24 protein-coding genes and 1 pseudogene are annotated in these 25,420 nt (G+C 61.7%); 11 read left to right on the top strand and 14 right to left on the bottom strand.

The features are described 5' to 3' along the window. Positions 1 to 91 precede the first annotated feature (91 nt). From V2B23_RS02265 to narI, 6 genes are all read left to right on the top strand, one after another. Positions 92 to 805 (top strand): GntR family transcriptional regulator, encoded by a 714-nt coding sequence (locus V2B23_RS02265; RefSeq protein WP_430948828.1) that lies wholly within the window; start codon positions 92 to 94, stop codon positions 803 to 805. A gap of 40 nt (positions 806 to 845) precedes the next feature. Further along, a complete protein-coding gene (locus V2B23_RS02260) occupies positions 846 to 1,244 on the top strand; it encodes a low affinity iron permease family protein (protein WP_430948827.1) in 399 nt (132 codons plus the stop codon). Between the two features lie 127 nt (positions 1,245 to 1,371). Continuing rightward, on the top strand, positions 1,372 to 5,049 hold the full coding sequence (locus tag V2B23_RS02255; RefSeq protein ID WP_430948826.1) for a nitrate reductase subunit alpha: 3,678 nt from the start codon (positions 1,372 to 1,374) through the stop codon (positions 5,047 to 5,049). Beyond that, on the top strand, positions 5,049 to 6,707 hold the full coding sequence (gene narH, locus V2B23_RS02250; RefSeq protein WP_430948825.1) for a nitrate reductase subunit beta: 1,659 nt from the start codon (positions 5,049 to 5,051) through the stop codon (positions 6,705 to 6,707). Before V2B23_RS02255 ends, narH begins: the two co-directional genes overlap by 1 nt. Then, positions 6,704 to 7,357 (top strand): nitrate reductase molybdenum cofactor assembly chaperone, encoded by a 654-nt coding sequence (gene narJ, locus V2B23_RS02245; RefSeq protein WP_430948824.1) that lies wholly within the window; start codon positions 6,704 to 6,706, stop codon positions 7,355 to 7,357. Before narH ends, narJ begins: the two co-directional genes overlap by 4 nt. A gap of 1 nt (position 7,358) precedes the next feature. After that, positions 7,359 to 8,090, top strand: coding sequence for a respiratory nitrate reductase subunit gamma (gene narI, locus V2B23_RS02240; RefSeq protein WP_317540392.1), 732 nt, complete (start codon positions 7,359 to 7,361; stop codon positions 8,088 to 8,090). Here narI and V2B23_RS02235 read toward each other — a convergent pair. The 4 genes from V2B23_RS02235 to V2B23_RS02220 all read right to left on the bottom strand — a co-directional run bounded on the left by V2B23_RS02235 (position 8,064) and on the right by V2B23_RS02220 (position 10,390). Continuing rightward, complete coding sequence (locus V2B23_RS02235) at positions 8,064 to 9,050, bottom strand: tellurite resistance/C4-dicarboxylate transporter family protein (protein WP_430948823.1); 987 nt, start codon at positions 9,048 to 9,050, stop codon at positions 8,064 to 8,066. The genes narI and V2B23_RS02235 overlap by 27 nt on opposite strands. Before the next feature lie 77 nt (positions 9,051 to 9,127). Beyond that, the gene (locus V2B23_RS02230) at positions 9,128 to 9,571 is read right to left on the bottom strand and encodes an SRPBCC family protein (RefSeq protein WP_430948822.1); all 444 of its coding nucleotides are present in this window, start codon (positions 9,569 to 9,571) and stop codon (positions 9,128 to 9,130) included. A gap of 19 nt (positions 9,572 to 9,590) precedes the next feature. Then, complete coding sequence (locus V2B23_RS02225; RefSeq protein WP_430948821.1) at positions 9,591 to 9,926, bottom strand: ArsR/SmtB family transcription factor; 336 nt, start codon at positions 9,924 to 9,926, stop codon at positions 9,591 to 9,593. Then, the gene (locus V2B23_RS02220) at positions 9,923 to 10,390 is read right to left on the bottom strand and encodes an SRPBCC domain-containing protein (protein ID WP_430948820.1); all 468 of its coding nucleotides are present in this window, start codon (positions 10,388 to 10,390) and stop codon (positions 9,923 to 9,925) included. Before V2B23_RS02220 ends, V2B23_RS02225 begins: the two co-directional genes overlap by 4 nt. A 468-nt stretch (positions 10,391 to 10,858) precedes the next feature. Here V2B23_RS02220 and V2B23_RS02215 point away from each other — a divergent pair, with 468 nt between their 5' ends. Next, positions 10,859 to 11,155 carry a hypothetical protein gene (locus V2B23_RS02215; protein ID WP_430948819.1) on the top strand — a complete coding sequence of 99 codons (297 nt, stop codon included), beginning with the start codon at positions 10,859 to 10,861 and terminating at the stop codon, positions 11,153 to 11,155. A gap of 163 nt (positions 11,156 to 11,318) precedes the next feature. On the opposite strand, the gene V2B23_RS02210 is transcribed toward V2B23_RS02215, so the two are convergent. Then, a complete protein-coding gene (locus V2B23_RS02210) occupies positions 11,319 to 11,618 on the bottom strand; it encodes a hypothetical protein (RefSeq protein ID WP_430948818.1) in 300 nt (99 codons plus the stop codon). A gap of 92 nt (positions 11,619 to 11,710) precedes the next feature. Between V2B23_RS02210 and V2B23_RS02205 the strand changes: the two genes are divergently transcribed. Both V2B23_RS02205 and V2B23_RS02200 read left to right on the top strand, forming a co-directional pair. Then, positions 11,711 to 11,977, top strand: a complete 267-nt coding sequence (locus V2B23_RS02205) for a type II toxin-antitoxin system Phd/YefM family antitoxin (protein WP_430949164.1) — start codon at positions 11,711 to 11,713, stop codon at positions 11,975 to 11,977. Beyond that, a pseudogene (locus tag V2B23_RS02200) lies at positions 11,974 to 12,235 on the top strand (Txe/YoeB family addiction module toxin). The gene V2B23_RS02205 and the pseudogene V2B23_RS02200 overlap by 4 nt, the downstream one beginning before the upstream one ends. Before the next feature lie 6 nt (positions 12,236 to 12,241). On the opposite strand, the gene V2B23_RS02195 reads toward V2B23_RS02200, so the two are convergent. The 6 genes from V2B23_RS02195 to V2B23_RS02170 all read right to left on the bottom strand — a co-directional run bounded on the left by V2B23_RS02195 (position 12,242) and on the right by V2B23_RS02170 (position 19,686). Then, positions 12,242 to 12,856: a prepilin peptidase gene (locus V2B23_RS02195; RefSeq protein ID WP_430948817.1), complete on the bottom strand. Its 615-nt coding sequence runs from the start codon at positions 12,854 to 12,856 to the stop codon at positions 12,242 to 12,244. A gap of 56 nt (positions 12,857 to 12,912) precedes the next feature. Next, positions 12,913 to 13,740 (bottom strand): shikimate dehydrogenase, encoded by an 828-nt coding sequence (locus tag V2B23_RS02190; protein WP_430948816.1) that lies wholly within the window; start codon positions 13,738 to 13,740, stop codon positions 12,913 to 12,915. Next, positions 13,730 to 15,040, bottom strand: coding sequence for an endolytic transglycosylase MltG (locus V2B23_RS02185; RefSeq protein ID WP_430948815.1), 1,311 nt, complete (start codon positions 15,038 to 15,040; stop codon positions 13,730 to 13,732). Before V2B23_RS02185 ends, V2B23_RS02190 begins: the two co-directional genes overlap by 11 nt. Beyond that, positions 15,037 to 15,573, bottom strand: coding sequence for a Holliday junction resolvase RuvX (gene ruvX / locus V2B23_RS02180; RefSeq protein WP_430948814.1), 537 nt, complete (start codon positions 15,571 to 15,573; stop codon positions 15,037 to 15,039). Before ruvX ends, V2B23_RS02185 begins: the two co-directional genes overlap by 4 nt. 2 nt (positions 15,574 to 15,575) lie before the next feature. After that, positions 15,576 to 18,248, bottom strand: coding sequence for an alanine--tRNA ligase (gene alaS, locus V2B23_RS02175; protein WP_430948813.1), 2,673 nt, complete (start codon positions 18,246 to 18,248; stop codon positions 15,576 to 15,578). Positions 18,249 to 18,339: 91 nt separating this feature from the next. Next, positions 18,340 to 19,686, bottom strand: a complete 1,347-nt coding sequence (locus V2B23_RS02170; RefSeq protein ID WP_430949163.1) for a replication-associated recombination protein A — start codon at positions 19,684 to 19,686, stop codon at positions 18,340 to 18,342. Between the two features lie 157 nt (positions 19,687 to 19,843). On the opposite strand from V2B23_RS02170, the gene V2B23_RS02165 reads away from it, so the two are divergent. Then, a complete protein-coding gene (locus V2B23_RS02165; RefSeq protein ID WP_430948812.1) occupies positions 19,844 to 20,224 on the top strand; it encodes a nuclear transport factor 2 family protein in 381 nt (126 codons plus the stop codon). Positions 20,225 to 20,284: 60 nt separating this feature from the next. Here the strand turns inward: V2B23_RS02165 and V2B23_RS02160 are convergent, their stop codons facing one another. From V2B23_RS02160 to aspS, 3 genes are read right to left on the bottom strand one after another with little or no spacing between them, the layout of a single operon-like run. Next, positions 20,285 to 21,463 (bottom strand): kinase, encoded by a 1,179-nt coding sequence (locus V2B23_RS02160; RefSeq protein ID WP_430948811.1) that lies wholly within the window; start codon positions 21,461 to 21,463, stop codon positions 20,285 to 20,287. 54 nt (positions 21,464 to 21,517) lie between these two features. Continuing rightward, entirely contained in the window at positions 21,518 to 22,483 is a 966-nt protein-coding gene (locus tag V2B23_RS02155; RefSeq protein WP_430948810.1) for a DUF389 domain-containing protein, read from the bottom strand. Between the two features lie 18 nt (positions 22,484 to 22,501). Then, the gene (gene aspS, locus V2B23_RS02150; RefSeq protein ID WP_430948809.1) at positions 22,502 to 24,304 is read right to left on the bottom strand and encodes an aspartate--tRNA ligase; all 1,803 of its coding nucleotides are present in this window, start codon (positions 24,302 to 24,304) and stop codon (positions 22,502 to 22,504) included. Between the two features lie 163 nt (positions 24,305 to 24,467). On the opposite strand from aspS, the gene ypfJ reads away from it, so the two are divergent. Continuing rightward, entirely contained in the window at positions 24,468 to 25,388 is a 921-nt protein-coding gene (gene ypfJ, locus V2B23_RS02145; RefSeq protein WP_430948808.1) for a KPN_02809 family neutral zinc metallopeptidase, read from the top strand. Positions 25,389 to 25,420: the final 32 nt, after the last annotated feature.

Here is a 25,420-nt window from a genome sequence, read left to right as displayed (position 1 = left end):
TGGTATAGACCAAGGTGAATCCGTTGCATGAACTGACAATGAACTAACAGTGACATCTTGGTCTAGACCAAGAAATGATAGTGTCTGACGCATGGTGGTCGACGCAGAACCTCGGATGCTCAAGCATCAGATCGTGCGAAAGAATCTCGACGCGCTTCTCGACGACCTGTCACCAGGAGACCCGTTTCCCTCCGAACGAGATCTCGCCGAGAGGTACGACGTATCTCGGGAAACTCTGCGTCAGGCCATGCGGGAATTGCTCGTTGCCGGGCGCATCGAGCGGCGCGGTCGAACAACCGTTGTCGCCGACCCCAAAGTCGTTCTGCCGCTTGCTATCGGCTCCTACACCGAGGCCGCACGCGACAAGGGCATGGCTGCTACCCGAATTCTGGTCGGATGGTCCATCGACGGCGCTGACGACAACCTCGCGGGTCTCCTGCACATCGAACCGGGAGCCGCAGTCGTACAACTCGAGCGAGTGTTCACCACCGACAATGTCCGAGTCGGACTGGAAACGACCCGCATTGCCGCAGAGAGAATCCCCGGTCTGATGGAAACCTTCGACTACAGAGATTCTCTGTACGCCGAACTACGCACACGCGGAATACAATTCGATCGGGTCGTCGACAGCATCGAGACCGTACTCCCCGACGCCCGAGAAGTATCACTACTCAACGTCGACCCCCGAACCCCGATGTTCCTCCTCAACCGAGTGTCCTACGACATCGACGGAGTGCCCATCGAACAGAGGCGATCTCTCTACCGTGGTGACCGCATGACCTTCACCGCAGTCATGCACGCGTAAACACACGCGCAGACAATCGTCGCCGACTAAAGTTCTGGTAATGGAGCGAAGCAGCGACGCGGCGCAAACCCGCAGCGGTGGCAACGGCCGCTCGCGGTTCGACCGGTTCGTCGAGCATGCCGAGTTGCGAGTCAGTCAGGCACCGTTCTTTTTCCTGTGTGTCGCCATTGTTGTGGCCTGGTTTATCAGCTTGCCGTGGTGGACGGATCTCAAGACCTGGCAGGTTGCCATTCATACCGTGGCGAGTGTTTTCACGCTGCTGTTGGTAGTACTGCTCGAGAATGCCGGACGCCGCGCAAGTGAAGCGTCGCAAGAAAAACTCAACGTCATCGCCGAAGCACTGGCGGCCATGCTGGATTCATCCGCATTCGATGATCCCGAGCTCCGAACTGCCGCCAAACGACTCCGGGAAGCTGTCGGGCTCGAAGAACGCCACTGAAATGTGACTGCCCATTTCGCCCGAACCGTCGCGACGAATCCGAATTTGCGGTTCTATGGACGTGCATGCTCATTCGTCAGATTTTCCCTCGCTGCGGCAAACGGAGAAGACGTGAAGGAAGTGCACAGTGGTCGAACACATCGGTAGCAGCGCCGAGGATATCTTGCTCCGCGGCGGGCGCTTCTTCACTCCTGGGAAATTCTCGGACGACCTTCGCACCGTGAACCGCACAGGCGGCCGCGAAGGCGATATCTTCTACCGCGATCGTTGGAGCCACGACAAAGTGGTGCGCTCTACGCACGGGGTCAATTGCACCGGGTCGTGTTCGTGGAAGATCTATGTCAAGGACGGCATCATCACCTGGGAAACCCAGGAGACCGACTACCCGACGGTCGGACCGGACCGTCCCGAGTACGAACCGCGTGGCTGTCCACGCGGGGCAGCTTTCTCCTGGTACACGTACTCGCCCACGAGGGTCCGCTACCCCTACGCACGTGGTGTGCTGGTCGAAATGTACCGCGAGGCACTGACCCGACTCGGCGATCCCGTAGATGCGTGGGCCGACATTCAAGCTGATCCGGAGCGTCGACGAAAGTACCAGCAGGCCAGGGGAAAAGGGGGCCTGGTGCGGGTCACCTGGGCCGAAGCCACCGAGATGATCGCCGCGGCACACGTGCACACCATCAAGAAGTACGGGCCCGACCGCGTTGCGGGGTTCTCCCCCATTCCGGCGATGTCGATGGTGTCCTTCGCTGCGGGGTCGAGGTTCATCGAACTCATCGGCGGCGTCATGACGTCCTTCTACGACTGGTATGCGGATCTCCCGGTGGCATCGCCTCAGGTGTTCGGTGACCAGACGGATGTGCCCGAGTCCGGGGACTGGTGGGACGCGTCGTATCTGATGATGTGGGGATCCAACGTCCCGGTCACCCGAACCCCCGACGCTCATTGGATGGCGGAGGTTCGGTACCGCGGAACCAAAGTTGTCGCTATCAGCCCCGATTACGCGGACAACACCAAGTTCGCCGACGAATGGATGCCGTGCGCCGCCGGCACCGACGGAGCTATGGCGATGGCGATGGGCCATGTCATCCTGTCGGAGTTCTTCGTGAAGCAGCGTGAGCCGTTCTTCGACGACTACGTGCGGCAGTTCACCGACCTGCCGTTCCTCGTCACCATCGAGGAGCGCGACGGCCGACTTGTCGCCGGCAAGAACCTGACCGCCGCCGATCTGGGTGAGGCGAGCGAAAATGCTGCGTTCAAACCGGTTGTTCTCGACAGCGCGACCGACAACGCTGTTGTACCCAACGGTTCTCTCGGTTTCCGTTTCGGAGACGAAGGCGTCGGAAAGTGGAATCTCGACCTGGGCGATATCGTTCCTGCTCTGAGCGTCGATACCGATTGGGGTGAAACTGCAGAAATACATCTTCCGCGCTTCGACACCCCGGATGGTCACGGCGAATCCATGATCCGCGGTGTACCGGTGCGACGCGTGGGTGATCGACTGGTGTGCACTGTCTTCGATCTCATGCTCGCCCAGTACGGGGTGCAGCGCAACGGAATGCCGGGGCAGTGGCCTTCCGGCTTCAACGACCCGGCTGAGCCTTACACCCCCGCGTGGCAGGAATCGATTACCGGAGTCAGCGCCGCGCAAGTGATCCGCATCGCGCGTGAATTTGCCACCAACGCAGTTGAATCGGGTGGCCGCTCGATGATCATCATGGGTGCGGGTATCTGCCAGTGGTTCCACGGCGATGCCACCTATCGAGCAGTTCTCAGCCTCCTGCTGCTCACCGGGTCGATGGGACGCAACGGCGGCGGGTGGGCGCACTACGTCGGCCAGGAAAAATGCAGACCCGTCACAGGTTGGGCGACAGTGGCAATGGGGACGGATTGGCTCCGACCACCGCGTCAGATGGCCGGCACTTCCTATTGGTATGTCCACACCGACCAGTGGCGCTACGACGGCTACCAGGCGGACGCACTGGCCAGCCCCGTCGGCCGCGGCAATTTCAGTGGCCGACACACGATGGACGTGATGACATCGGCCGTCTCGATGGGATGGACCCCCTTCTATCCGCAGTTCGATCGATCGAGCCTCGATCTGGCTGACGAGGCAGATGCACACGAATGTGACGTCGCCGAACATGTGGCCGGCCAATTATCTTCGGGTGCACTTAAACTCGCAGTTACCGATCCGGACAACCCCCAGAACTGGCCGCGAGTACTGAGCGTGTGGCGCGCCAATCTACTTGGGTCGTCGAGCAAAGGCAACGAGTACTTCCTTCGTCATCTACTCGGTACGGACTCGAACTTGCAGGCTGAGCAGACGCCGGAGGACCTGCGGCCCAATGACATCACATGGACTGACGACATCCCCGAGGGGAAACTCGATCTGTTGATGTCTATCGACTTTCGGATGACGTCCACAACTTTGCTTTCCGACGTGGTTCTGCCTGCGGCAACGTGGTACGAGAAGCACGACCTGTCGAGCACGGACATGCATCCGTTCCTTCATGCCTTCTCCCCCGCTATCGACCCGCCGTGGGAAACCCGCTCGGATTTCGACGCTTTCGGCGCGGTTGCCAAGGCATTCAGCGTGCTGGCGGAAAAACACCTCGGAAAACGCCGCGACGTCGTGATGGGAACGCTGCAACACGACACACCAGGGGCTATGGCCTACGCATCAGGTAGAGAACAAGATTGGCGCTCGCAAGGAAAGACGCCCGTCCCTGGCAAGACGATGGGTCCCCTCGTCGTCGTCGAACGCGACTATCCCGCCGTCGCCGAACAGTGGGCCGCGCTAGGCCCGTTGGTCGAAAAAGCCGGACTCACCACCAAAGGCGTCACAACGCGCCCGACGCGTGAGGTGGAAGAACTCGCTGCCAAGCACGGGGTCTTCGATTCGGGTGCTGCCGCAGGTAGACCGGCACTCGACACTGCCGCGAAGATGGCTGAGGCAATCCTCGCGCTGTCCGGAACTTCCAACGGCAGGCTCGCGGTGGAAGGGTTCGCGCAACTGGAGAAGCGAACCGGGAGGTCACTCACTCATTTGGCGGCGGGCAGTGAGGAACGCCGAATCACCTTCGCGGACACACAGGCTCGACCTGTCCCGGTCATCACCAGTCCGGAATGGTCAGGCAGTGAAACCGGTGGCCGACGCTACGCGCCCTTCACCGTCAACATCGAGGAACTCAAACCCTTCCACACGCTTACCGGTCGAATGCACTTCTACCTCGATCACGACTGGATCGAAGAACTGGGCGAACAACTACCGATCTACCGCCCACCACTCGACATGGCGAGCCTGTTCGGCGAACCTGCTCTCGGGGACCGGGGCGGCGGAATCGGTCTCAGCGTCCGCTATCTGACGCCTCATTCGAAATGGTCGATCCACTCCGAGTACCAGGACAACCTGTTCATGCTCTCCCTCTCGCGGGGCGGGCCGACGATGTGGATGAGCCCCGGCGACGCTGCCAAGATCGAGGTATCGGACAACGACTGGGTCGAAGCCGTCAACCGTAACGGTGTAGTCGTGTGCCGGGCGATCGTGTCGCATCGAATGCCGGACGGCGTGGTCTTCGTTTATCACGCCCAGGAACGCACCATCGACGTGCCGCTCACGGAGACAACGGGAAAGCGTGGCGGCATTCATAACTCGTTGACCAGACTGTTGATCAAACCTTCCCACCTTGCCGGCGGCTATGCCCAAACGTCATTTGCCTTCAACTATCTCGGGCCCACCGGAAACCAACGCGACGAAGTGACCGTGGTGCGTCGTCGCTCGCAGGAGGTGACGTACTGATGCGAGTCATGGCGCAGCTGGCGATGGTGATGAATCTCGACAAGTGCATCGGTTGTCACACCTGTTCGGTGACGTGCAAACAGGCGTGGACCAACCGGTCCGGCACCGAGTACGTGTGGTTCAACAATGTGGAAACCCGCCCAGGTCAAGGATATCCGCGCACTTACGAAGATCAGGAGAAGTGGAACGGCGGGTGGATTCGGGACCAGAAGGGCCGACTTCGACTCCGGGACGGTGGCCGCCTGAAGAAACTCTCACGCATCTTCGCCAATCCGAAGATGCCGTCCATCCAGGATTACTACGAGCCGTGGACGTACGACTACGAGAATCTCACGCAGGCTCCCCTGGGTGAGCACATGCCGGTAGCGGCCCCGCGCAGCCTCATCAGCGGCGAACCCATGAAAGTGGAGTGGTCGGCAAATTGGGATGACGACCTGGCCGGCTCACCCGAAATCGTTCCCGACGACCCGATTCTGAAAAAGATCAGCATGGAGGTCAAACTCCAACTCGAAGACACGTTCATGTTCTACCTGCCGCGTATCTGCGAGCACTGCCTCAATCCGTCGTGTGTTGCGTCCTGTCCGTCGGGTGCGATGTACAAGCGGTCCGAGGACGGGATCGTGCTCGTCGACCAGGACAAGTGCCGTGGCTGGCGCATGTGCGTGTCCGGATGCCCGTACAAGAAGGTGTATTTCAACCACAAGACCGGTAAAGCCGAGAAATGCACGTTCTGCTATCCCCGCGTCGAAGTGGGCTTGCCGACAGTGTGCGCGGAAACCTGCGTGGGCCGTCTGCGATACATCGGCCTCATCTTCTACGACGTGGACAAGGTTCTCGCGGCCGCGACAGTTCCGGATGACAAAGACCTGTACGAGGCGCAACTCGACGTGCTGCTTGATCCGAATGATCCCGAGGTGATCGAAGGTGCTCGCGCAGAGGGCATCTCGGACGAGTGGATCGAAGCAGCACAGAAATCTCCCATCCACGCACTGATCAAGGACTATCGCGTCGCGTTGCCGCTTCATCCGGAGTTCCGCACCATGCCGATGGTCTGGTACGTCCCGCCGCTGTCCCCAGTCGTCGACGCCGTGAGCCGCGACGGTCACGACGGGGAAGACGTCGGCAACCTGTTCGGCGCTCTCGACTCGTTGCGAATTCCGATCGAATATCTCGCCGGCTTGTTCTCCGCAGGCGATACCGATGTGATCGACGGGGTTCTGCGACGACTCGCCGCCATGCGGTCGTACATGCGCGACATCAACCTAGGACGCGAACCGCAGCCGCACATACCCGAGGCCGTGGGAATGACCGAGGAAAGCATGTACGAGATGTATCGCCTCCTGGCATTGGCGAAGTACGACGAGCGCTACATCATTCCCACTGCGTATGCCGTCGACGGACACAAGCTCGAAGAAACAGCCACCGACTGTGCTCTCGACTTCGACGGTGGGCCGGGCATGCACGAGTCCGGCCCCTTTGGCGAGGCCAGTGGCGGCCCGGTCCCGGTGGCAGTCGAGACCTTTCATGCGCTCAAGGAACGTCAGACTACCGGCGAACTGTCCGCCAACTCGACCAACCCGTCCCGGGTCAACCTTCTGAACTGGGATGGCAAAGGTTCGCCGAGCGGACTCTTTCCTGATCGAGGTGAGACCCAATGATCAGCTTCGGCAGACGTCGGCGCAGCGCTGGGCAGGACCGCTTGGTGTGGCACGCTGCCGGATTGTTGTTGGCGTACCCCGACAATGGACAAGGCGAAAGACTCGCGCTTGTCCAGGATATTCTCGAGCATCTCCCACCCGACACCAGAGGCCAACTGGCACATACGCACGGCTTTTTGCGCGACTGCGATGAATTCGCAGCGGCGGCGCAGTACGTCGAGACATTCGATCTGAAACGGCGCAGCACGCTGTACCTCACGTACTGGACTGCGGGCGACACACGCAATCGCGGGCGCGAAATCCTGGCGTTTGCCGACGCATACCGCGCGGCCGGCGTCGACCCACCGAAAAGCGAATCGGCAGATCACCTGACCGTCGTTCTCGAGTTCGCTGCTCTCGTCGACCCGGATTCCGGCGCGAAACTTCTTTCGGCGCATCGGGTTCCAATTGACATGATCAGTGCGTCATTGGCCGCTTCGGACTCGCCGTACGCTCCTGTTCTCAGGGCAGTGTGCAACACACTGCCGCCGGCTTCCGACAACGACATGCGTCGCGCCCAGCAGCTCGCCGCCTCGGGACCACCCGCCGAATCTGTCGGACTCCCACTCTTCACCCTGACCGTCCCACCCCGCCGCGAAGGAGTGACGTGAGATGTCTGCCGGTGAAATCTACTGGGACATAGTGCCGTACGTCGTGTTGGCAATCTTCGTCAGCGGCACATGGTGGCGTTACCGCTACGACAAGTTCGGCTGGACGACGAGATCGTCGCAACTGTACGAGCATCGATTGTTGAGAATTGGCAGCCCCCTGTTCCATTTCGGCATTCTGGTGGTCATCATCGGACATGTCATCGGCCTGGTGATCCCACAATCCTGGACCGACGCAATCGGGATATCCGACCACATCTATCACCTGCAAGCGCTCGTTCTCGGTTCGATCGCGGGCCTGGCAACCTTGGTCGGCGCCGGGATCCTGGTGTATCGCAGGCGGACCCGGGGACCGGTGTTCATGGCCACGACCTGGAACGACAAGCTGATGTACGTCGTGCTGATCGCCGCAATCGTCGCAGGTCTCGCCACGACAGTGCTGGGATCCGGAGCGTTCGGCGAAGAATCCAACTACCGGACGACGGTATCCCCGTGGTTCCGATCCATCTGGATCTTCCAGCCTCGTGGCGACCTCATGGCACAGGCGTCACTCGACTTCCACATCCACGTCACGATCGCCATGGTGTTGTTTGCGTTGTGGCCGTTCACGCGCCTGGTACACGTGTTCAGCGCACCGGTCGCGTACCTGTTTCGGCCGTACATCGTCTATCGCAGCCGCGACGACGCGCGCAAGGGTGAACCTGTCGGCTCACGGCCCCACCGTCGGGGTTGGTGAACTCACAGTCCACAATCGCCACGCAGATGCGATCAGCAGAACGATGCACAGGACTACCGCCGGCCACACCAGAATCTCGCCCACCGTCTTCAACCACGGGGTCGACGCCGTCACCGCAACGGTCAGTGACGCAGCCGAAGTCATCCCCATCGGGAACGCCGTCGACCAACGTCTGACGTCGTATTCCAATCGAGGCCAGATCAATTCGCAGATCAACAACACGCCGTAGCAGCCGAGAACGAGAATCATGAGCACGATGCTCAATCGTTGAAACGACAGGTGAAGCGCTTCCGGCCAGCCCACCACGGGCGCTGCCGCTGTGAGTTTTCCGGCCGCAAGCGTCGAGATGGCCAGGGCGCCGCCGAACACCCAGTGATCACCGGCCCCGACTCGGAGCTGATTGAACGAGAACCGTACGAGCACCAACACGTAGAACCCCAGGCCAAGCACAAACGCAGCCACCGACGGAATCGCAATCCAGTGCGCCGTAGTCGTGGCAGCGAGCGTCGCACCGAGTACGGCCAAACCCTGCGTTGCGACGCACAGCAGAAAGTGCACGCCGACGGTCGGCGAAGTCCAGTGTCGAATCACCGCCGGTATGAGCACGATCCACGCCACCAGTGCAATCGCGAGCGCGGCATAACCGACCAGATCCCAGTCAAGCAATACAACGCGCGTACCCAACACGGTTGTTGCGGCCACTCCGGTGAGAGCCGGCGGAGTGTCGGCCTCGTCGATCCACCGGGCGCGATTGTCGACCAACCGCGACACGAACACCACAGCCAGAACCAGCCAGATTGCTGCGCCAATCCCCAGCCACACCAGCGAAAGGACCTCGAATCCCACCAGATGCAAGGCCACCGACACGATTCCCGAAGACATCGCGGCAGCTCCCGCACCGGGAGGAATTACCTCGAGCGTGCGGTTGGCTGTCGATCTCGCGCGATGATCGCCGGTCACATCCTCAATGATGAGCGATGATGCAGTGTATGTCCTGATTTCGACTCCAACGACCAGGAGTCAGGAAGGAGAATCGGCTAATTCCAGTTGTCGATCTTGACGTCACGGGGATCTGGTGCGCCAGTGCCGGTTTCAACCATCGACTTCAGGCTCATCAGGAAGAGCGCCCATTTGGTACTGCAATGGTGCAGGAACTCCACCGGTTCCTTCCACCCTTCGTGCGAGAAGAGGACGACTGTGAAGTCGTCGTCGCGTCGTAGGTCCCACACCACGCGGGTCCCGATCCACTCTTCCGGCCCTGCAGTCACCTCCCACAGCACTCGTTTATCCGGCTGGAGTTCTGCCACCGTCATTTCGATCCTGCCTTCACCGAAGCGGAATTGAAGCGTCCCTCCGATGTTCGGATCGCCGTCGGTGTCTCTGGTCCACCAGCCGGCCAGACCGTCAATCGTCGTCAACGCTGCGTAGACATCGCCGACAGAGGACGACTTGATCCCAACCCTGTGCAGAATGTCGACCATCTCGAGTTCCTCCTTCTTCTCATTTCCGGTTGTTACGTTCGATTGCCTCCGCGATCCGTTTGATGCGCTGCAACCGGGCATCCCACGACGAGCCGACTGCATTCAGCTGCGCTACGGCGCGAGCAAGTTGCGCGGCATCGACCCGGTAGAGCCTCTCCCGGCCGGCGGGCGTCACATGTACCAAACCAACGCGGTCGAGAGTGCTGAGGTGTTTCGCGACTGCTTGACGGGTTACGGGTAGCTGTTCACTCAGAGTGGTTGCCGTCCCCTCCCCGTTTGCCAACAGCAAGTCGAGCATTCGTCTTCGTGTGGGGTCCCCGATCGCTGTCCACAGGTCGTCGTCGATAAAGTTCATCCGCTCGCCCCCAGTCGGGTGGCGCACTCTACGAGCCGCGGCAGATGCCGGTTCCATCCCTCGACGTGTGAGTTGTACTGCTCCTCGAGAACCGCGACCTCCCAGCCCATTTCACGGAACCCGGTTTCCGTCATACGGAGCGTCGTACCCTCTCCCGAGGGAGTGAGTTCGAATGTCACCAACAGGCTCTTTGTTGGGGGCACCGCGTCGTCGACCAAGTGAGCCCATCGGAATGAAAACAACCGGGGCGGCGCAGCGTCGACCACCTCGATCCGGGCTACATGACGCTCAGGCGAGGTCCGCTCGCCCCACACGAGTTCGCCGACGGAACCCGAAACCGGTTCCAGGTCGACAACCTCGTCGGACCACCACTCCGTCAAATGTTCAGGACTGCTGATGACTTCGTGAACCACGTCGGGAGCGGCTTCGACGTAGATTGACCGCTCGATTCGTCCGTACTCCATTACCGGCACCTCTTCTGCAACGATTGGTTGCATATCAGAATATCGAGCCGCAATCGCATACGCAACCATTCGTTGCGCTTTGGACGCCCCGACTCCGACCACGACCTCGCGGAGACAATTCAGTCGATGGCGCCATAATTGGCTGACTGGGTGCCGAGTAAAGACCGTCACTTCGCTTTGTCTCAGATCCTTTTCGACCCGAACGAACCCCGGGCCCTTCGTCCACGACTCACCCGTTTCCACGTGTCCTGTGGCACACCGGCGTAATGTCGGCACTGTCAGGTCAATATGCAACCAAGCGATGCAGCCTCATTTCAGCGGTGACGGCAAGGCCGTGCACCCCGCTTCGGGAGAGCGGAAGTAACACAACTCCTGAACGCGGCGAGCGTGTCTCACCGGCAACAAATTCGCACACGGCAGGCAGCGTTCACCACCGCCTGACTGATTCGTCCAGTGAAAGGGTTTTCGATGACAACAGAACATCAACAACACTCGGAACACGAGCACAGCCATGGTGAAGGGTGCGGCCACGTTGCCGTTCCGCATGGTGACCATGTCGATTACGCGCACGACGGGCACCTACATCGTCCCCACGGCGATCATGTCGACGAATGTGAGACCTCGGAGCACGTCGTACACGAACGCCACGATCACGTCCATGGCGAAGGGTGCGGCCATGTCGCCGTTCCGCACGGCGATCACACGGACTACGTCCACGATGGCCATCGACATGCCGCACACGGTGAGCATTACGACGAACACTAACCGCCACGCTGGACACGTTCACACGGAACTGGCGCACTCACCACATTCCATGAGGTCAATCGTTTCCGATTCGGTTGACACGAAACACTTTTCACCTTCATCGCAGTTCCGACCGGTATCTCCTGCGGCAACGATCATTCGGCCATCGCCGTCATCCGCGCACTTATTCGATGTACCCGGTTTCGGGGTCGATCATGCCGAGGAAGTTTCTGATCGACCTGCGGTGATCGTCAATCGTCGACAGGTACGGCTCGGCGTCCGGAACCTCGCCATCCTGAACACTGGCCACCTGTACTGAGCCACCACCGAACCCGTAGTTCTTGTTCGGTCCGGATTCCCAGGTGTAATCCTCACTGCCATTTTCGCGCACCGTGACAGTGAAAACCTCGCCCTCGACGATGAGCGTGAAGGGACTGTCTTTAGCTTGCGGGCGGTAGTCGTCTGCCCACTCGTTGGTGTTCACGCCCCGACGCTCTCACAAATGAACGGGACGAGCAGCGCGAATGGACCCTGCGCCCTCCCGTGGCAACCGCCGCCGGCGACAGTCAGGGAACAGTGACGAGAGACGGTGCCGCGCCCAGGCATGGTCAGGAATCACGCGCACGATGCGCAGAAACGCTCAACGCGGTTGCCGATGATCGCGAAGAGGTCGTCATCACACGTGCCGGACATGAACCGGTCGTCATGGTCTCGCTGGCGGACTACGAATCGTTGAAGGAGACCGCATACCTGCTGCGAAGCCCGGAAAATGCCCGGCGTCTCCTGAGCGCGATCGATCGCCTGGAGTCGGGCGAAGGAACCGTCCGAGATCTTGTTGACTGAAACTGGTCTGGGACGAAAATGCTTGGGAAGACTACGTCTGGTGGCAAACGCAGGACCGGAAAGTACTCCTACGAATCAATTCACATCATCACTGACGTCGAGCGCATTGATAACGAAGGAATCGGAAAACCCGAACCACTCAAACATGGATTTCGAGATTACTGGTCGAGGCGGATCACAGACGAGCATCGTCTGATTTACAAAATCGCCGACGACCAGATCCGAATCGCTGCGTGCCGCTACCACTACGGACACTGAACACGCTCACCCGATCGTCCAGGCAAGTAGCGCGGCGCCGCACATCGATGGCCCATGAGGGATCTGCGACCGCCTCGCCAGCAGAACAGCCACCACCACTGTGATCACCGGGGCCAGAAAAGCAGACAGCAGCCAGACCTGCGCACCACCCAACCCCGTGATCGCACCCAGCGGAAGTGCCAGCTTCACATCACCTGCGCCCAGAGTTCCTGGCGAAATCAGGTGCAGCACAAGGTGTATTCCCGCCAGCAATACCGATCCCATCACCGCGGTCCACAACGCTCCCGACCACACGGACACACCCAGCACGACGGCATAGCCTGCCGCGGTGAAGCTGTTCGGCAATCGGCGAACCGCAACATCGACAACCGACACCGCGACGCACCACCACACAAACACCAAGCCCGAAACAAGCTGTACCGCAGATGAAGTCGCTACACCGACAAACAACCAGCCCACCGCGACGCATAATTCAGGCGCACCGCAACGGACGCAAATGCCGGCATACAGGTTTCGGCGCAACCAATCGTCAACAAGAAAACGCGCACCAAAACCGGCTACCGCGCCCGTAACTGCCAACACCACCATCATCCACATGGCATCGAGCATGGAGGCGACCACCCACCACTGCAGCCGACGAAATCGTGCTGTGGACTACCCCGCCGCTGTGGATAAAGCTAAGCGATGGCGGCAGCCATCGCTTCACGCGGTGCGGGCTTGCCAGTGAACTGCTCAACCTGCCCGAAGGCCTGATTGAGCAACATCGCCAGTCCACCGATCACGGTGCCACCGGCAGCCTCGACGACCGAGGCCAATGGCGTCGGCCAGGGGTTGTAAATCGCATCGAGGACAAATGGTGCCTTACCCAGTTCCGAGGCAAAGGGTGCCGCCGCATCAGCGGGAACGGTGCTGACGAGAACAGCTGAGTCAGCGCAGATTCCGCCGAGACGAGGATCGTCGAACGCAACAAGATCGATGTCCAAACCAACCGCGCCGCCGCATTCGATGGCGCCCGATGCACGACCCGGATCGCGGGCGACAACAGTCACGGTGCGAACACCCATATCCGCCAAGGCAACCAGCGAGGGCCGCGCCGTTCCGCCGGCCCCGACTACCACGGCGGGGGCACCGGTGAGATCACCGACACCGCCGGCGATCAAGGCACCGCTGACACCGTCCACATCGGTGCAGTCAGCTCGCCATCCGCCGTCGATGCGCACCAACGTGTTTGCCGACCCGATAACAACGGCGCGCGCGGTGCGCTCCGACGCGTATTCGAGGGCCGCGATCTTCCCTGGCATCGTGACCGACAGTCCGACCCATTCGGGCCCGAGTCCGTCGACAAGCGCGGGTAACTGCTCCCCCGTGCATTCGATCCGGTCGTAGGTCCAGTCGGTCAGACCCAAGGCCTCGTATGCCGCGAGATGCAGCAACGGGGACTTCGAATGCTGAATGGGGCTGCCGAGAACTGCTGCCTTGCGTGCGGTTGAGGTGCTACCGACCACTGTCGAGAATCCCGCTTTCCTGCGCTAGAACGATGTTGGCGAGGTGCTCGTCGTAACTTTGCGTGAAGAGCGTTTCGCCTTGCATGTTGATCGTGACGAAATACAGCCAGTCGCCGGGGGCCGGAGATTCAACTGCCTGGAGCGCCTCGATGCTCGGTGACGCAATAGGCGTGGCGGGCAATCCGGGCATTGCGTAGGTATTCCACGGTGTCACCCGTGCGCGATCATCATCCGTCGTCGCAACTTCGGTGGTGTCGAGCGAGTAGTTGACCGTGGAGTCGAACTGCAACGGCTGATCGACAGCCAAGCGGTTGACGATCACGCGAGCGACCTTCGACATGTCGTCGGGCAGAGCCTCACGCTCGACCAGAGACGCCGCGACCAACAGTTGGTACGGCGAGAGTCCGACGCCGGATCCGGCGGTCAGAATGCCGGTGCTTTCGTACTTCTCGGCACTGCCTTGGACCAATGACCGCAGGATTTCCGTCGGCGTTGCGGTGGGATCGAAATCCCAACTACTTGCCGCAATGAGGCCTTCGAGTTGACGGTCTTTGTCCGGCACGCCCTGCACGGACGACATCGCCCACGACGGAACTCCCAACGCAGCCAGATCGGAAGATGCTCCCGCAGTATTCAATTCGTCGGCCGAGACACAAGTCTGTGCACTGGCTGTTCCGACGCAACTGGCTTCCTCGATGAGGTTGTAGATGCCCTTCTTGAGCGCGCCGGTCTGCGCGTCACTGCTGTCGTGGAGTTGACGCCCCGCGGCAACGACGACCAGGCCGACACGAGATTCAGGAGCGACCAGGGTGTCCAGAGCCTCTGCGGCACTACTTTGCACAGGTACCTGGTAGAAACCGGGCTGAACTCTCTGGATCTCGGCGGAGTTACTCACGGCCGCGTTGTAGAACGCTGCCGAACTGGCAACCACGTCCTTCTCGGCGAGCGTGGCACCGATCTCCGACGCAGTTTCACCCGGAAGAATCTGGATCACGACAGGTGCCCCGCCCGGACCGGCGTAGTCCGCCGCCGCTTGCGTGCGGTTCATGTACCACGTCGCGCCATAGGCACCGACGCCGAGAACCGCGATCACCAAGACGAGGAGCGCGAGGACACCGACCTTCTTGCCCCGTTTAGCTCGCTTGGACTGCGCTTCGCGTTGTTTGCGCGCTTCTGCCCTGGACAGGTGCTGCGGCTCGATGGTCTGTGGCAGCGCACGCATGACCATGGTCTCGTCGTTGTCGAAATCGAATGAACCGGTGGGCCGGCCGGAGCCGCCCTCATCCCACCGCCCGCTCACCGATCGGACTCCGACACAGGCGTGTCCCCCGACGACTCCCCTGGTTTCACTGCTCTACTCCGCTCGTCCAGCCAGCCTTGCAGGATCTCCACTGCCGCAGCCTGATCGATCATCGGACGCTGACCGCGAGCTTTGACTCCACTTTCGCGGAGGTTGCGCGCAGCCGTGACCGTCGTCAGTCGCTCGTCGGACAGTCTCACCGGGATCGGTTCGACGGCCCGCTGCAGTCGTTTTGCGAATGCAGTGGCGATGCCGGCGGCTTTACCTTGCTCGCCGCGCAGCGTCTGTGGCAGTCCGACGATAACCTCAACGGCCTCGTATTCGGACACGATGTCGATAATCCGCCGGATATCCGGCGCGTCGGGTCCACGTTCCTTGGAGCGAGGTACGGTCTCGACCGGTGTCGCAAGAATTCCGTCCGGGTCGCTGGACGCAACCCCGATCCGGACACTGCCGACGTCGATCGCGACGCGTCGGCCGCGGCCAGGGTCGTCGACGCCGGGGCGATCGGGACCCTGCAAAGCCGCTGCCACCGTTAGCTGCCGCCCGCCAGTTCCGCGACCCGGTCCCGGATCGCATCGAGCGCCGCCGGGATTCCGGAGGCGTCGGAACCCGACCCCTGAGCCATGTCGGGCTTTCCGCCGCCGCGGCCACCGATCTTCGGTCCGAACGAGCCGACGAGGTCGCCGGCCTTCACGCCGAGTGCCTGCGCGGCCTTGCTGGCGGCAACCACGAAGGGCACCTTGCCGTCGGTGTCGCCGAGCAACGCGACCACTGCGGGCTCCGAACCCAGACGGCCCTTGATGTCGGTGACAAGTGTGCGCAGATCGTTGGCGCCGACACCGGCCGGTGCGGGTTCTGCGATCACGAGCACACTGCCGATGCGCTTGGCCTTGCCGACGAACTCGCCGGCTGCAGCCAGAACGGCCTTGGCCTTGGTCTGCTCGAGTTCCTTCTCGGCCACCTTGAGACGCTCGACGAGCGCTTCGACGCGAGCCGGAACCTCTTCGGACGGAACCTTGAGCGATGCGGACAGCCCGGCCAGAAGCGCGCGCTCCTTGGCCAGGTAACGGTAGGAATCCAACCCGACGTACGCCTCGACACGGCGGATGCCGGAACCGACGGACTGCTCACCGAGCAGAGTGACCTGACCGATCTGAGCGGAACTTCCGACGTGCGTGCCGCCGCAGAGTTCCATCGAGAACGGGCCGCCGATTTCGACGACGCGGACCTCGTCGCCGTAGTTCTCGCCGAAAAGTGCCATGGCACCCATCGACTTGGCCTTGTCGAGGTCCGTCACAAACGTGTTGACCGCGAAGTTGGACGCGACAGCCTCGTTGGTGACAACTTCGATGTCCTGCTTCTGAGACTCGGAAAGCGAACCCTGCCAAGAGAAGTCGAAGCGGAGGTAGCCGGGCTTGTTGAGCGAGCCGGCCTGCACGGCGTTGGGGCCGAGCACCTGACGCAGCGCGGCATGCACCATGTGCGTGCCGGAGTGTCCCTGGGTTGCACCCTTACGCCATTCGGCGTCGACGTGTGCGAGGACGATGTCGCCTTCGGTGATCTCGCCCTTCTGGACGGTGACCTTGTGCGTCCAGACCTTCTTGGCGATCTTCTGAACGTCGTTGACCTTGGCTTCGAGCCCCGGCGCCGTGAGCGATCCGATGTCGGCGATCTGTCCGCCGGACTCTGCGTAGAGCGGGCTGCGGTCGAGGATGACCTCAACCGACTGCCCCGCCTTGGCGACCGGCACACGGACGCCGTCGACGATGAGCGCGAGGACGTGAGCTTCGGAGACCAACTCGTTGAAGCCGGTGAATTCGGTGGGACCGCGATCGAGCAGTTCCTTGTAGACCGTGAGGTCGGCATGCGCGTGCTTGCGAGCCTGAGCGTCGTCCTTGGCGCGCTTGCGCTGCTCGGCCATGAGGGTGCGGAAGCCGTCTTCGTCGACGGTGAGACCGGCCTCGGAAGCCATCTCGAGCGTCAGGTCGATCGGGAAGCCGTAGGTGTCGTGCAAGGCAAATGCCTGATCGCCGGCGATGACCGACTTTCCGGACGACTTGACTGTCTCGGCCGCGTTCTCGAACAAGGCCGAGCCCGATGCCAGCGTCTTGAGGAACGCGGTCTCTTCGCCGACGGCAACATTCTCGATGCGCGTGAAGTCGGTTTCGAGAACCGGGTACGACGGAGCCATCGTGTCGCGGACGACAATCATGAACTCGCGCATGGTGGGCTGCTCACTACCGAGCAGTTTGGCGGAGCGCACGATGCGACGCAGCAGCCGGCGCAGCACGTAGCCGCGGCCGTAGTTGCCGGGATTGACGCCGTCCGCAATCAGCATCGCGGCGGTGCGGGCGTGGTCGGCGATGACGCGGAAACGAACGTCGGAGGTGTGATCGGTGCCGTATACGCTACCGGTCAGCTCAGCGGCCTTCTCGATGACGGGACGGAGAAGGTCTGTCTCGTAAACGTTTTCGACACCCTGCAAGAGGAAAGCAACACGCTCGACACCCATGCCGGTATCGATGTTCTTCTTCGGCAGGGGTCCGAGGATCGGGTAGTCACCCTTGTTGGTGCCTTCACCGCGCTCGTTCTGCATGAACACGAGGTTCCAGATCTCGATGTAGCGATCCTCGTCGGCTTCCGGGCCGCCCTCCACGCCGTACTCGGCGCCGCGGTCGTAGAAGATTTCCGAGCAGGGGCCACACGGTCCGGGGATACCCATAGACCAGTAGTTGTCTTTCATGCCGCGACGCTGAATGCGCTCTTCCGGCACACCGACCTCGTCGCGCCAGATGGCAAATGCTTCGTCGTCGTCGTGAAAGACAGTGGCCCACAGGCGCGTCGGGTCGATGCCGTAGCCGCCGTCGTCAACCGAACCGGTCAGCAGCGCCCAGGCGTGCGAGATGGCTTCCTTCTTGAAGTAGTCACCGAAGGAGAAATTGCCGGCCATCTGGAAGAACGTGTTGTGGCGGGTGGTGATGCCCACCTCTTCGATGTCCAGGGTGCGGACACACTTCTGCACAGACGTGGCACGCGAGTAGGGCGGCGTCTGCTGGCCGAGGAAGAACGGCACGAAGGGAACCATGCCGGCGTTGACGAACAGAAGGTTCGGATCATCGAGAATCAGCGACGCGCTGGGCACCTCGGTGTGGCCGGCCTTGACGAAGTGGTCGAGGAATCGCCTGCGGATCTCGTGGGTTTGCACTAACCGGTCCTTACCTTCATGAGCGTCGAACTGTCGTTGTCCAGCCTAGCGTGCAGGGACCTTAGCGCTTTAACCCCGCACGATTACAGCTTCAACCCCGCACGATTCGGCGCAATTTCCCCACTCGATCCGCGATCTCCCGCTCATTTCCGTGGGCAGTCGGCTTGTAATAGTCGACACCGACCAGTTCGTCCGGTGGATATTGCTGCCGGAGAACACCGTCGCGGGTGTCGTGGGGGTACTTGTATCCGACCGCATTTCCCAATTTCTCGGCCCCCTTGTAATGACCGTCACGTAGATGCGGCGGCACGAGGCCCGACTTTCCGGCGGCCACATCGGCCATGGCCGCGCCCAGCGCTTCGATGACGGCACCTGATTTCGGAGCGGTCGCAAGATGGATCGTGGCCTGGGCAAGGGCGAGGCGCGCCTCCGGCATTCCGATCAACTGCACGGCTTGAGCAGCGGCCATAGCGGTCTGCAATGCCATGGGATCGGCCATCCCGATGTCCTCGCTGGCGTGAACCACCAGTCGCCTCGCAATGAATCGCGGGTCCTCCCCCGCAGTCAGCATGCGTGCAAGGTAATGCAGCGCCGCGTCGACGTCGGACCCTCGAATGCTCTTGATGAATGCGCTGATGACGTCGTAGTGCTGATCTCCGTCGCGGTCGTACCGAACGGCAGCTTTGTCGACACTCGCCTCCACTGTCGCGAGATCGACTTCGACGGGTCCGGGTTGGTCGCCCGCGGTATCGAGTGCTGCGCCGGCTGCCGCCTCGAGAGCAGTGAGCGCGCGGCGGGCGTCGCCGGACGCCAGACGCACCAAATGTTCCATCGCGTCGTCGGCAATGGTGACTGCGCCGCCGAAACCACGCTCATCGCTCACTGCCCGCTCGAGAAGCTCCTGAACATCGGCAGCGGTGAGCGCCTGCAATTGCAGAACCAGTGAACGGGACAGCAATGCCGACACCACGGAGAACGACGGATTCTCGGTGGTGGCGCCCACCAACAGCACGATCCGATTCTCGACAGCGGCCAACAACGCGTCCTGCTGGGTTTTCGAGAATCGGTGTACCTCGTCGATGAACAGAACGGTTTGCTCACCGTTCAGTAGCCGTCGCCGGGCAAGTTCGATCACACCGCGGACCTCTTTGACACCGGCCGACAGCGCAGACAGCGCCTCGAAACGCCGACCGGTCGCGCCGGAAATCAACGACGCCAGTGTGGTCTTGCCGGTACCGGGAGGCCCGTACAGCAGTACCGATGCAGCGCCCGATCCCTCGACCATTCGCCGCAGCGGCGCACCGGGCCCGAGTAGGTGCTGCTGGCCGACAACCTCACCAAGAGTGCGCGGGCGCATGCGAACAGCGAGCGGAGCACCCGGCGGTACCGAGGACAAGGCGCGCTCGGCTACCGAGACGACATCTGGTTCATCGACGATCTCGGATTCTTCCGGAGTTGCCTCGAACAGGCCGTCATCCGCCACCACACTGTCTTCAGCTTGCCAATCGCTCACAAAACGACGCTACTAGAAGGTACCGACGCGTCGAAGTCGCAAGAGGAAAGCACAGCCGAGTCGAATTGGATAGCGTGTCGCCATGAGCACTTCTGAAATCGCCACCGTCCTCGCGTGGCATGACGCACTCAACAGCCAAGACATCGACACGCTCCTGCAGTTGTCGAGCGACGATATCGAGGTGGGCGGAGCCGACGGCGCAACGCAAGGATTGGCAGCACTGAGCGAGTGGGCCTCGAGCGCCGGTGTGACGCTCGTTCCCGGCAAGATGTACGTCCACCACGGGGTTGTCGTTGTCGAGCAGACTGCGACGTGGGCCGCAGAACCCGGCAAGACCGCCACCATCGCGTCGGCGTTTCGCGTGGTCGAGGACCAGGTCACATCCACGTTCCGGCACCCGGATCTTGCGACGGCGCTCGCGGCAACGGATCTGTCCGAAGCGGACGCTCTCGCCGACAACTGAGATCCGACACACAAAAGCGCCCGTGCTCCAGCACGGGCGCTTTGTCAGTTCGTGGACCTGCTACTCAGCGCGTTCGCTGAGCGCAGCGACAACCTCATTCGCATGCGCCTGCACCGCGGCGTTGCCCGCGAGTTCAGCCGATCGCGCCAACCGGGCCCACCGGCGCAGCAGCGCATCCGAACGCGGAATCGACAGATAGTGCTCACGCACTGCAGCGATCCGCGCATGATCATTGGGCAGGAACATGTACGTGCTCAGCCATACCCAGATGAGTTGGGCCTCGACAAGTCCACGACCGAGTTCGGCTTCGTCGGCAAGTGCCGGCCACATGCCCACCACTTCCGAACGCCACGCGTCGACCATCGCCGACGCGCGTTCCTCGGTCAGGTCGACGTTGCACAGGCATCCCGGGAACGACACGAGTGCGTACGTGATGTCGAGAAGCGCGTCTCGGTATCCGCCCCACTCGTAGTCGAGGAATCGAACACCCTCGCCGTTGACGATGATGTTGTCCGGGCACAGATCGGATGGACTGAACGCACGGAATCGCCCACCGCTGAACAGATTCTGCGCATGGTGAACCTGTTCGAGAATATTCGGATCGACAACGACACCCAGCGTGTCCGCCAACATCGACGGCACGTCGGTGACGACACGCGCCACCTGATCAGCCACTTCGTCGGAACTGTGTACAACCTCGGCGCGTCGAAGCAGGGCTGTGAAATCTTCTTCACGGCCGACGGTGGCTGCGTGCATGCGACCCATTGCCTGGGCCATCGCCATCAAGGTATTCGTGACGGTGTCCGCGTCGCTGTCCTGGAAAAGGACGCTGATCGCGGTGGCGTCACCGAGGTCGCTGAGCACGAGGAGCCTGGCGTCCAAGTCGTACGCCAGGAGCTCCGCCCCGGGACGGGCGTCCTTGGCCAAGGCGTTGGCGAATTGGTACGACACAGCTTCCCGAAGGAACGCGGTGTCGGGATCGAACACGTGGATTGCCTCAGCAGGCGGGGTCACGCCGTTCTTCACACCCAGATAGGGATCGCGGACCTGCTTGATCACCAATGTGCGAGGCAGGGAAAACGGGTTCTCGGCAACTCGAACGCGCAGCACGATGGTGCGTCCACTGCCACCGAGATCCGTGGGATCTACGAGGGTGACGGGTGCTCCGGTGCGGCGAGTGAGCAACTGCTCAGCAGCTGCCACGACTTCGGATACGGGGTCTGCCAGTAATACGGTCATCACTGATCAACTTACCCGTAAATGACTGGAATCATGCGTCTTCGCCCGCTACGGTCAGCGCGCTTTCTCGTCGCCGATCAGACCTGAAATGCCTTTCAGCGCTGCAGCAAACTCCTCATCGGCTCGGGTCTTGAACCACAACACGAGCGTGCAAGCGGTGACAATCCCCAGCATGTTGACGGCGAGCTGCAACGACGACAGCCCGGCAATCCGCCATTCACCGTTAGCCGCAGCAACTACCGCGAAACCGGCCGCCGGGACTGTAGTCACTGAAATGAACACGCCGACCAGCGCGGCGGATTTCGCCGATATCAAAGCCAACATGCCTGCCGAACCGGCCAGAAGGGCGACGACAAATGAAATCGGTCCCACCTTGTAGATGAAATCGACTTGATGCAGTGATTCGAGAGTGGTGACGTCCATCCAGTCGAAGAACTTCACCACGAACGTCGCGAGCAGCGTGATGCCCATCGCCACCGGGAACGCGACGACCAACGCAAGAATCGAGCGTCTACGTAGCTTTCGGTCACGTCGAACCAGGGCCACCGCGAGAGCGGCCAGCGGGCCGAATTCCGGCCCCACAACCATCGCTCCGACGATGGTGACCGGTGAATCCGTGACTACACCGATTGCCGCCAGGAGGCAGGCGATAGTCAGGAACGCGACAAACAATCCGTTAAGAGTCGATTCCTCGCGAGTCCGGGACAACAGTTCTTCCCAGACCACGGTCTCCGCGCCGTCGCCGGGTGCATCGTGTTCTGCTTTGCGGGCCGCGGCCGACAACACTGTCTCCACTGGAACCAGCGTCACCGCGCCGTGCTCGGGGATTCCGAGATCCTTCATCGCGACTATGACGTCGTTCGCAGACTCGCGGGCAACATCGGCCTGCACCACATCGCCACGTGGATCGATGGCAATGCCACGCGACACCACAATGTGGGTAGCCCCGCATTCCGCCTCGAGCGCACCGAGAACTTCCTCGGTGCGCTCGGGCGGGCAGATCACCCTCAGGTGCAGCATGGCGCGCTGTGGGCGGTTCTACTTGCCGTCTGTGGCGTCGCCACCGGCAGCGTCTGCCTTCTTCTCCGGCTTCGCGTCGACGCCGGATTCCTTACGCTGCTGCGCCGTGATCGGGGTGGGTGCATCCGTCAGCGGATCGACGCCGCCACCCGACTTCGGGAACGCGATGACCTCACGAATGGAATCCATTCCGGCGAGGAGCGCGGTGATGCGGTCCCAACCGAAGGCGATTCCGCCGTGCGGGGGTGCGCCGAAGGCAAAGGCGTCGAGCAGGAAGCCGAACTTGTCCTGTGCCTCTTCCTCGGAAATACCCATCACCTTGAACACTCGTTCCTGAATGTCCTTGCGGTGGATACGGATACTGCCGCCGCCGATTTCGTTGCCGTTGCAGACGATGTCGTATGCGTAGGCGAGAGCGGTTCCGGGATCGGTGTCGAACGTGTTGAAGAACTCCGGCTTGGGCGAGGTGAACGCGTGGTGCACCGCGGTCCATGCCGAGTGGCCGAGAGCAACGTCACCGGACGCGGTGGCTTCGGCGGCCGGCTCGAACATCGGAGCGTCGACGATCCAGACGAAGGCCCAAGCCTTGGGGTCGATGAGATCCTTCTTACGGGCGATCTCGCCGCGAGCAGCACCGAGAAGCGCGCGCATCGGCTTGGTTGCACCCGCCGCGAAGAAGATGCAGTCACCCGGCTGCGCGCCGACGTGAGCCGCCAGGCCCTCGCGCTCGGTGTCGGTGAGGTTCTTGGCGACCGGTCCGCCGAGCGTTCCGTCTTCTCCGACCAAGACGTAGGCAAGTCCCTTGGCGCCGCGCTGCTTGGCCCATTCCTGCCACGCGTCGAGCTGCTTACGCGGCTGGCTTGCGCCACCCGGCATGACAACAGCGCCCACGTACTCGGCCTGGAACACGCGGAACGTGGTGTCCTTGAAGAACTTCATGCACTCGACGAGTTCGATGTCGAAACGCAGGTCAGGCTTGTCGCTGCCGTAACGACGCATCGACTCGTTGTAGGTCATGCGCGCGATCGGCGTCTTGATCTCGTGGCCGACGAGCTTCCACAGTGCGGTCAATACTTCCTCGGCCAACAGGATGACGTCGTCCTGGTTGACGAAGGCCATCTCGATGTCGAGCTGTGTGAACTCAGGCTGACGATCGGCCCGGAAATCCTCGTCGCGGTAGCAACGGGCGATCTGGTAGTAGCGCTCGATGCCGCCCACCATGAGGAGCTGCTTGAAGAGCTGGGGGCTCTGGGGCAGCGCGTAGAAGCTACCGGGCTGCAAACGCGCCGGAACCAGGAAGTCGCGGGCGCCTTCAGGGGTGGAACGCGTGAGCGTCGGGGTCTCGACCTCGACGAACTGGTGGTGCGCCAGGACGCCACGCGCAGCGGCATTCACCTTGGAGCGCAAGCGAATTGCGTGTCCGGGTCCTTCACGACGCAGGTCGAGGTAGCGGTACTTCAGACGCGCTTCCTCGCCGACCTGATCGTCGAGCTGGAACGGCAGGGGAGCACTCTCGTTGAGTACCTCGAGCTCAGTGGCGTTGACCTCGATTGCGCCGGTGGGGATCTCGAAGTTCTGGTTTCCCTCGGGGCGGACCTCGACAACACCGGTCACGCGAACGCAGTATTCCGCGCGCAGGCGGTGCGCCTGCTCGGCGACGTCACCTGCCCGGAAAACTACCTGCGAAACACCGGATGCATCACGGAGATCGATGAAGATCACTCCGCCGTGATCACGACGCCTGGCTACCCAACCGGTGAGCGTTACGGTCTGCCCTGCCTGCTCGGGTCGCAATGAACCGGCGAGATGTGTGCGCAGCACGGGATTCCTTTCGAACAACTTCAATAAACGACGACCGACTACTTTGCCTGCGATCCTACGGAGCGAACAGCCCAGACCGGAAACGCGGACCCGCCTCGCATGCGAAGCTATGGACCAGAAGTGACGGCAAGCACTTGTTGACGACAGAAGAAAGCGGACATAGATGACCTTCAACGAGGGGGCCCGCGGTGAAGCGGGACGCGTTCAGGTTCAAGGCGGCGGGGGCGGTAGCCGAGGCAGCAAGGTGGCAATCGGCGGCGGCGCGGGTGGCATCATCGTGCTCATTCTTGCCCTTCTGTTCGGTGGAGATCCCGGTTCGCTATTGGGCACCTCCACCGAAACATCGAGTTCCTCGAGCGGACTGAGTTCGGTCGACGACTGCACCGGTACCGATGCAAACAACGACGTGAACTGCCGCGTCACACTTACCGTCGGAAGCCTCGACGACGTGTGGGAAGAGCAACTGATCAAACAGACCGGGACGGCGTACGTCCGCCCCGAGGTCGTCCTGTTCAGCGGATCGGTCAGCACGGGGTGCGGTCAGGCAACCAGCGAAGTCGGCCCGTTCTACTGCCCGGCAGATCAGACCGCGTACTTCGACACAAGCTTCTTCCAATTGCTGGTCGACCGGTTCGGATCCAACGCCGGCCCCTTGGCGCAGGAGTACGTCGTTGCGCATGAGTTCGGTCACCACATTCAGAATCAGCTCGGCGATATCAGCCGCGCGCAGGCCGACCCGCAGGGTGCAGAGTCGGGCGCGGTGCGCACCGAACTGCAGGCCGACTGCTACGCCGGCGTGTGGGCACATTACGCCGACACCATCCCCGACGAAGCGACCGGCCAACCATTCTTGAAAACGCTGTCGCAGAACGATATCCGCGATGCATTGTCAGCAGCATCGTCAGTCGGCGATGACCGGATCCAGCAGTCCACCAGCGGGCGGGTCAACCCCGAAGGCTGGACTCACGGTTCATCCCAGCAGCGGCAGTTGTGGTTTGCAGCCGGGTACAAGACCGGCCAGGTGTCTGCTTGCGACACCTACTCGGCGCGCGATTTGAACAATCCCCCGGCAGTGAGCAAGTAAGACTCGCCCCACAACCATCTCACCGACAACTA

The organism is Rhodococcus sp. 24CO (assembly GCF_050586165.1).
Classification (GTDB): domain Bacteria; phylum Actinomycetota; class Actinomycetes; order Mycobacteriales; family Mycobacteriaceae; genus Rhodococcus_F.
Note: the sequence above shows the minus strand (reverse complement) of the source record. Positions and strands in the feature narration are given on the sequence as shown.

Coding starts and splice junctions, on each gene's coding strand:
- V2B23_RS02230 (WP_430948822.1), bottom strand. CDS start 9,571: ATGGTCGACATTCTGCACAGGGTTGGGATCAAGTCGTCCTCTGTCGGC.
- V2B23_RS02155 (WP_430948810.1), bottom strand. CDS start 22,483: ATGCTGCACCTGAGGGTGATCTGCCCGCCCGAGCGCACCGAGGAAGTT.
- V2B23_RS02265 (WP_430948828.1), top strand. CDS start 92: ATGGTGGTCGACGCAGAACCTCGGATGCTCAAGCATCAGATCGTGCGA.
- narI (WP_317540392.1), top strand. CDS start 7,359: ATGTCTGCCGGTGAAATCTACTGGGACATAGTGCCGTACGTCGTGTTG.
- V2B23_RS02215 (WP_430948819.1), top strand. CDS start 10,859: ATGACAACAGAACATCAACAACACTCGGAACACGAGCACAGCCATGGT.
- narJ (WP_430948824.1), top strand. CDS start 6,704: ATGATCAGCTTCGGCAGACGTCGGCGCAGCGCTGGGCAGGACCGCTTG.
- narH (WP_430948825.1), top strand. CDS start 5,049: ATGCGAGTCATGGCGCAGCTGGCGATGGTGATGAATCTCGACAAGTGC.
- V2B23_RS02160 (WP_430948811.1), bottom strand. CDS start 21,463: ATGACCGTATTACTGGCAGACCCCGTATCCGAAGTCGTGGCAGCTGCT.
- V2B23_RS02225 (WP_430948821.1), bottom strand. CDS start 9,926: ATGAACTTTATCGACGACGACCTGTGGACAGCGATCGGGGACCCCACA.
- V2B23_RS02260 (WP_430948827.1), top strand. CDS start 846: ATGGAGCGAAGCAGCGACGCGGCGCAAACCCGCAGCGGTGGCAACGGC.
- V2B23_RS02220 (WP_430948820.1), bottom strand. CDS start 10,390: ATGGAGTACGGACGAATCGAGCGGTCAATCTACGTCGAAGCCGCTCCC.
- ypfJ (WP_430948808.1), top strand. CDS start 24,468: ATGACCTTCAACGAGGGGGCCCGCGGTGAAGCGGGACGCGTTCAGGTT.
- V2B23_RS02165 (WP_430948812.1), top strand. CDS start 19,844: ATGAGCACTTCTGAAATCGCCACCGTCCTCGCGTGGCATGACGCACTC.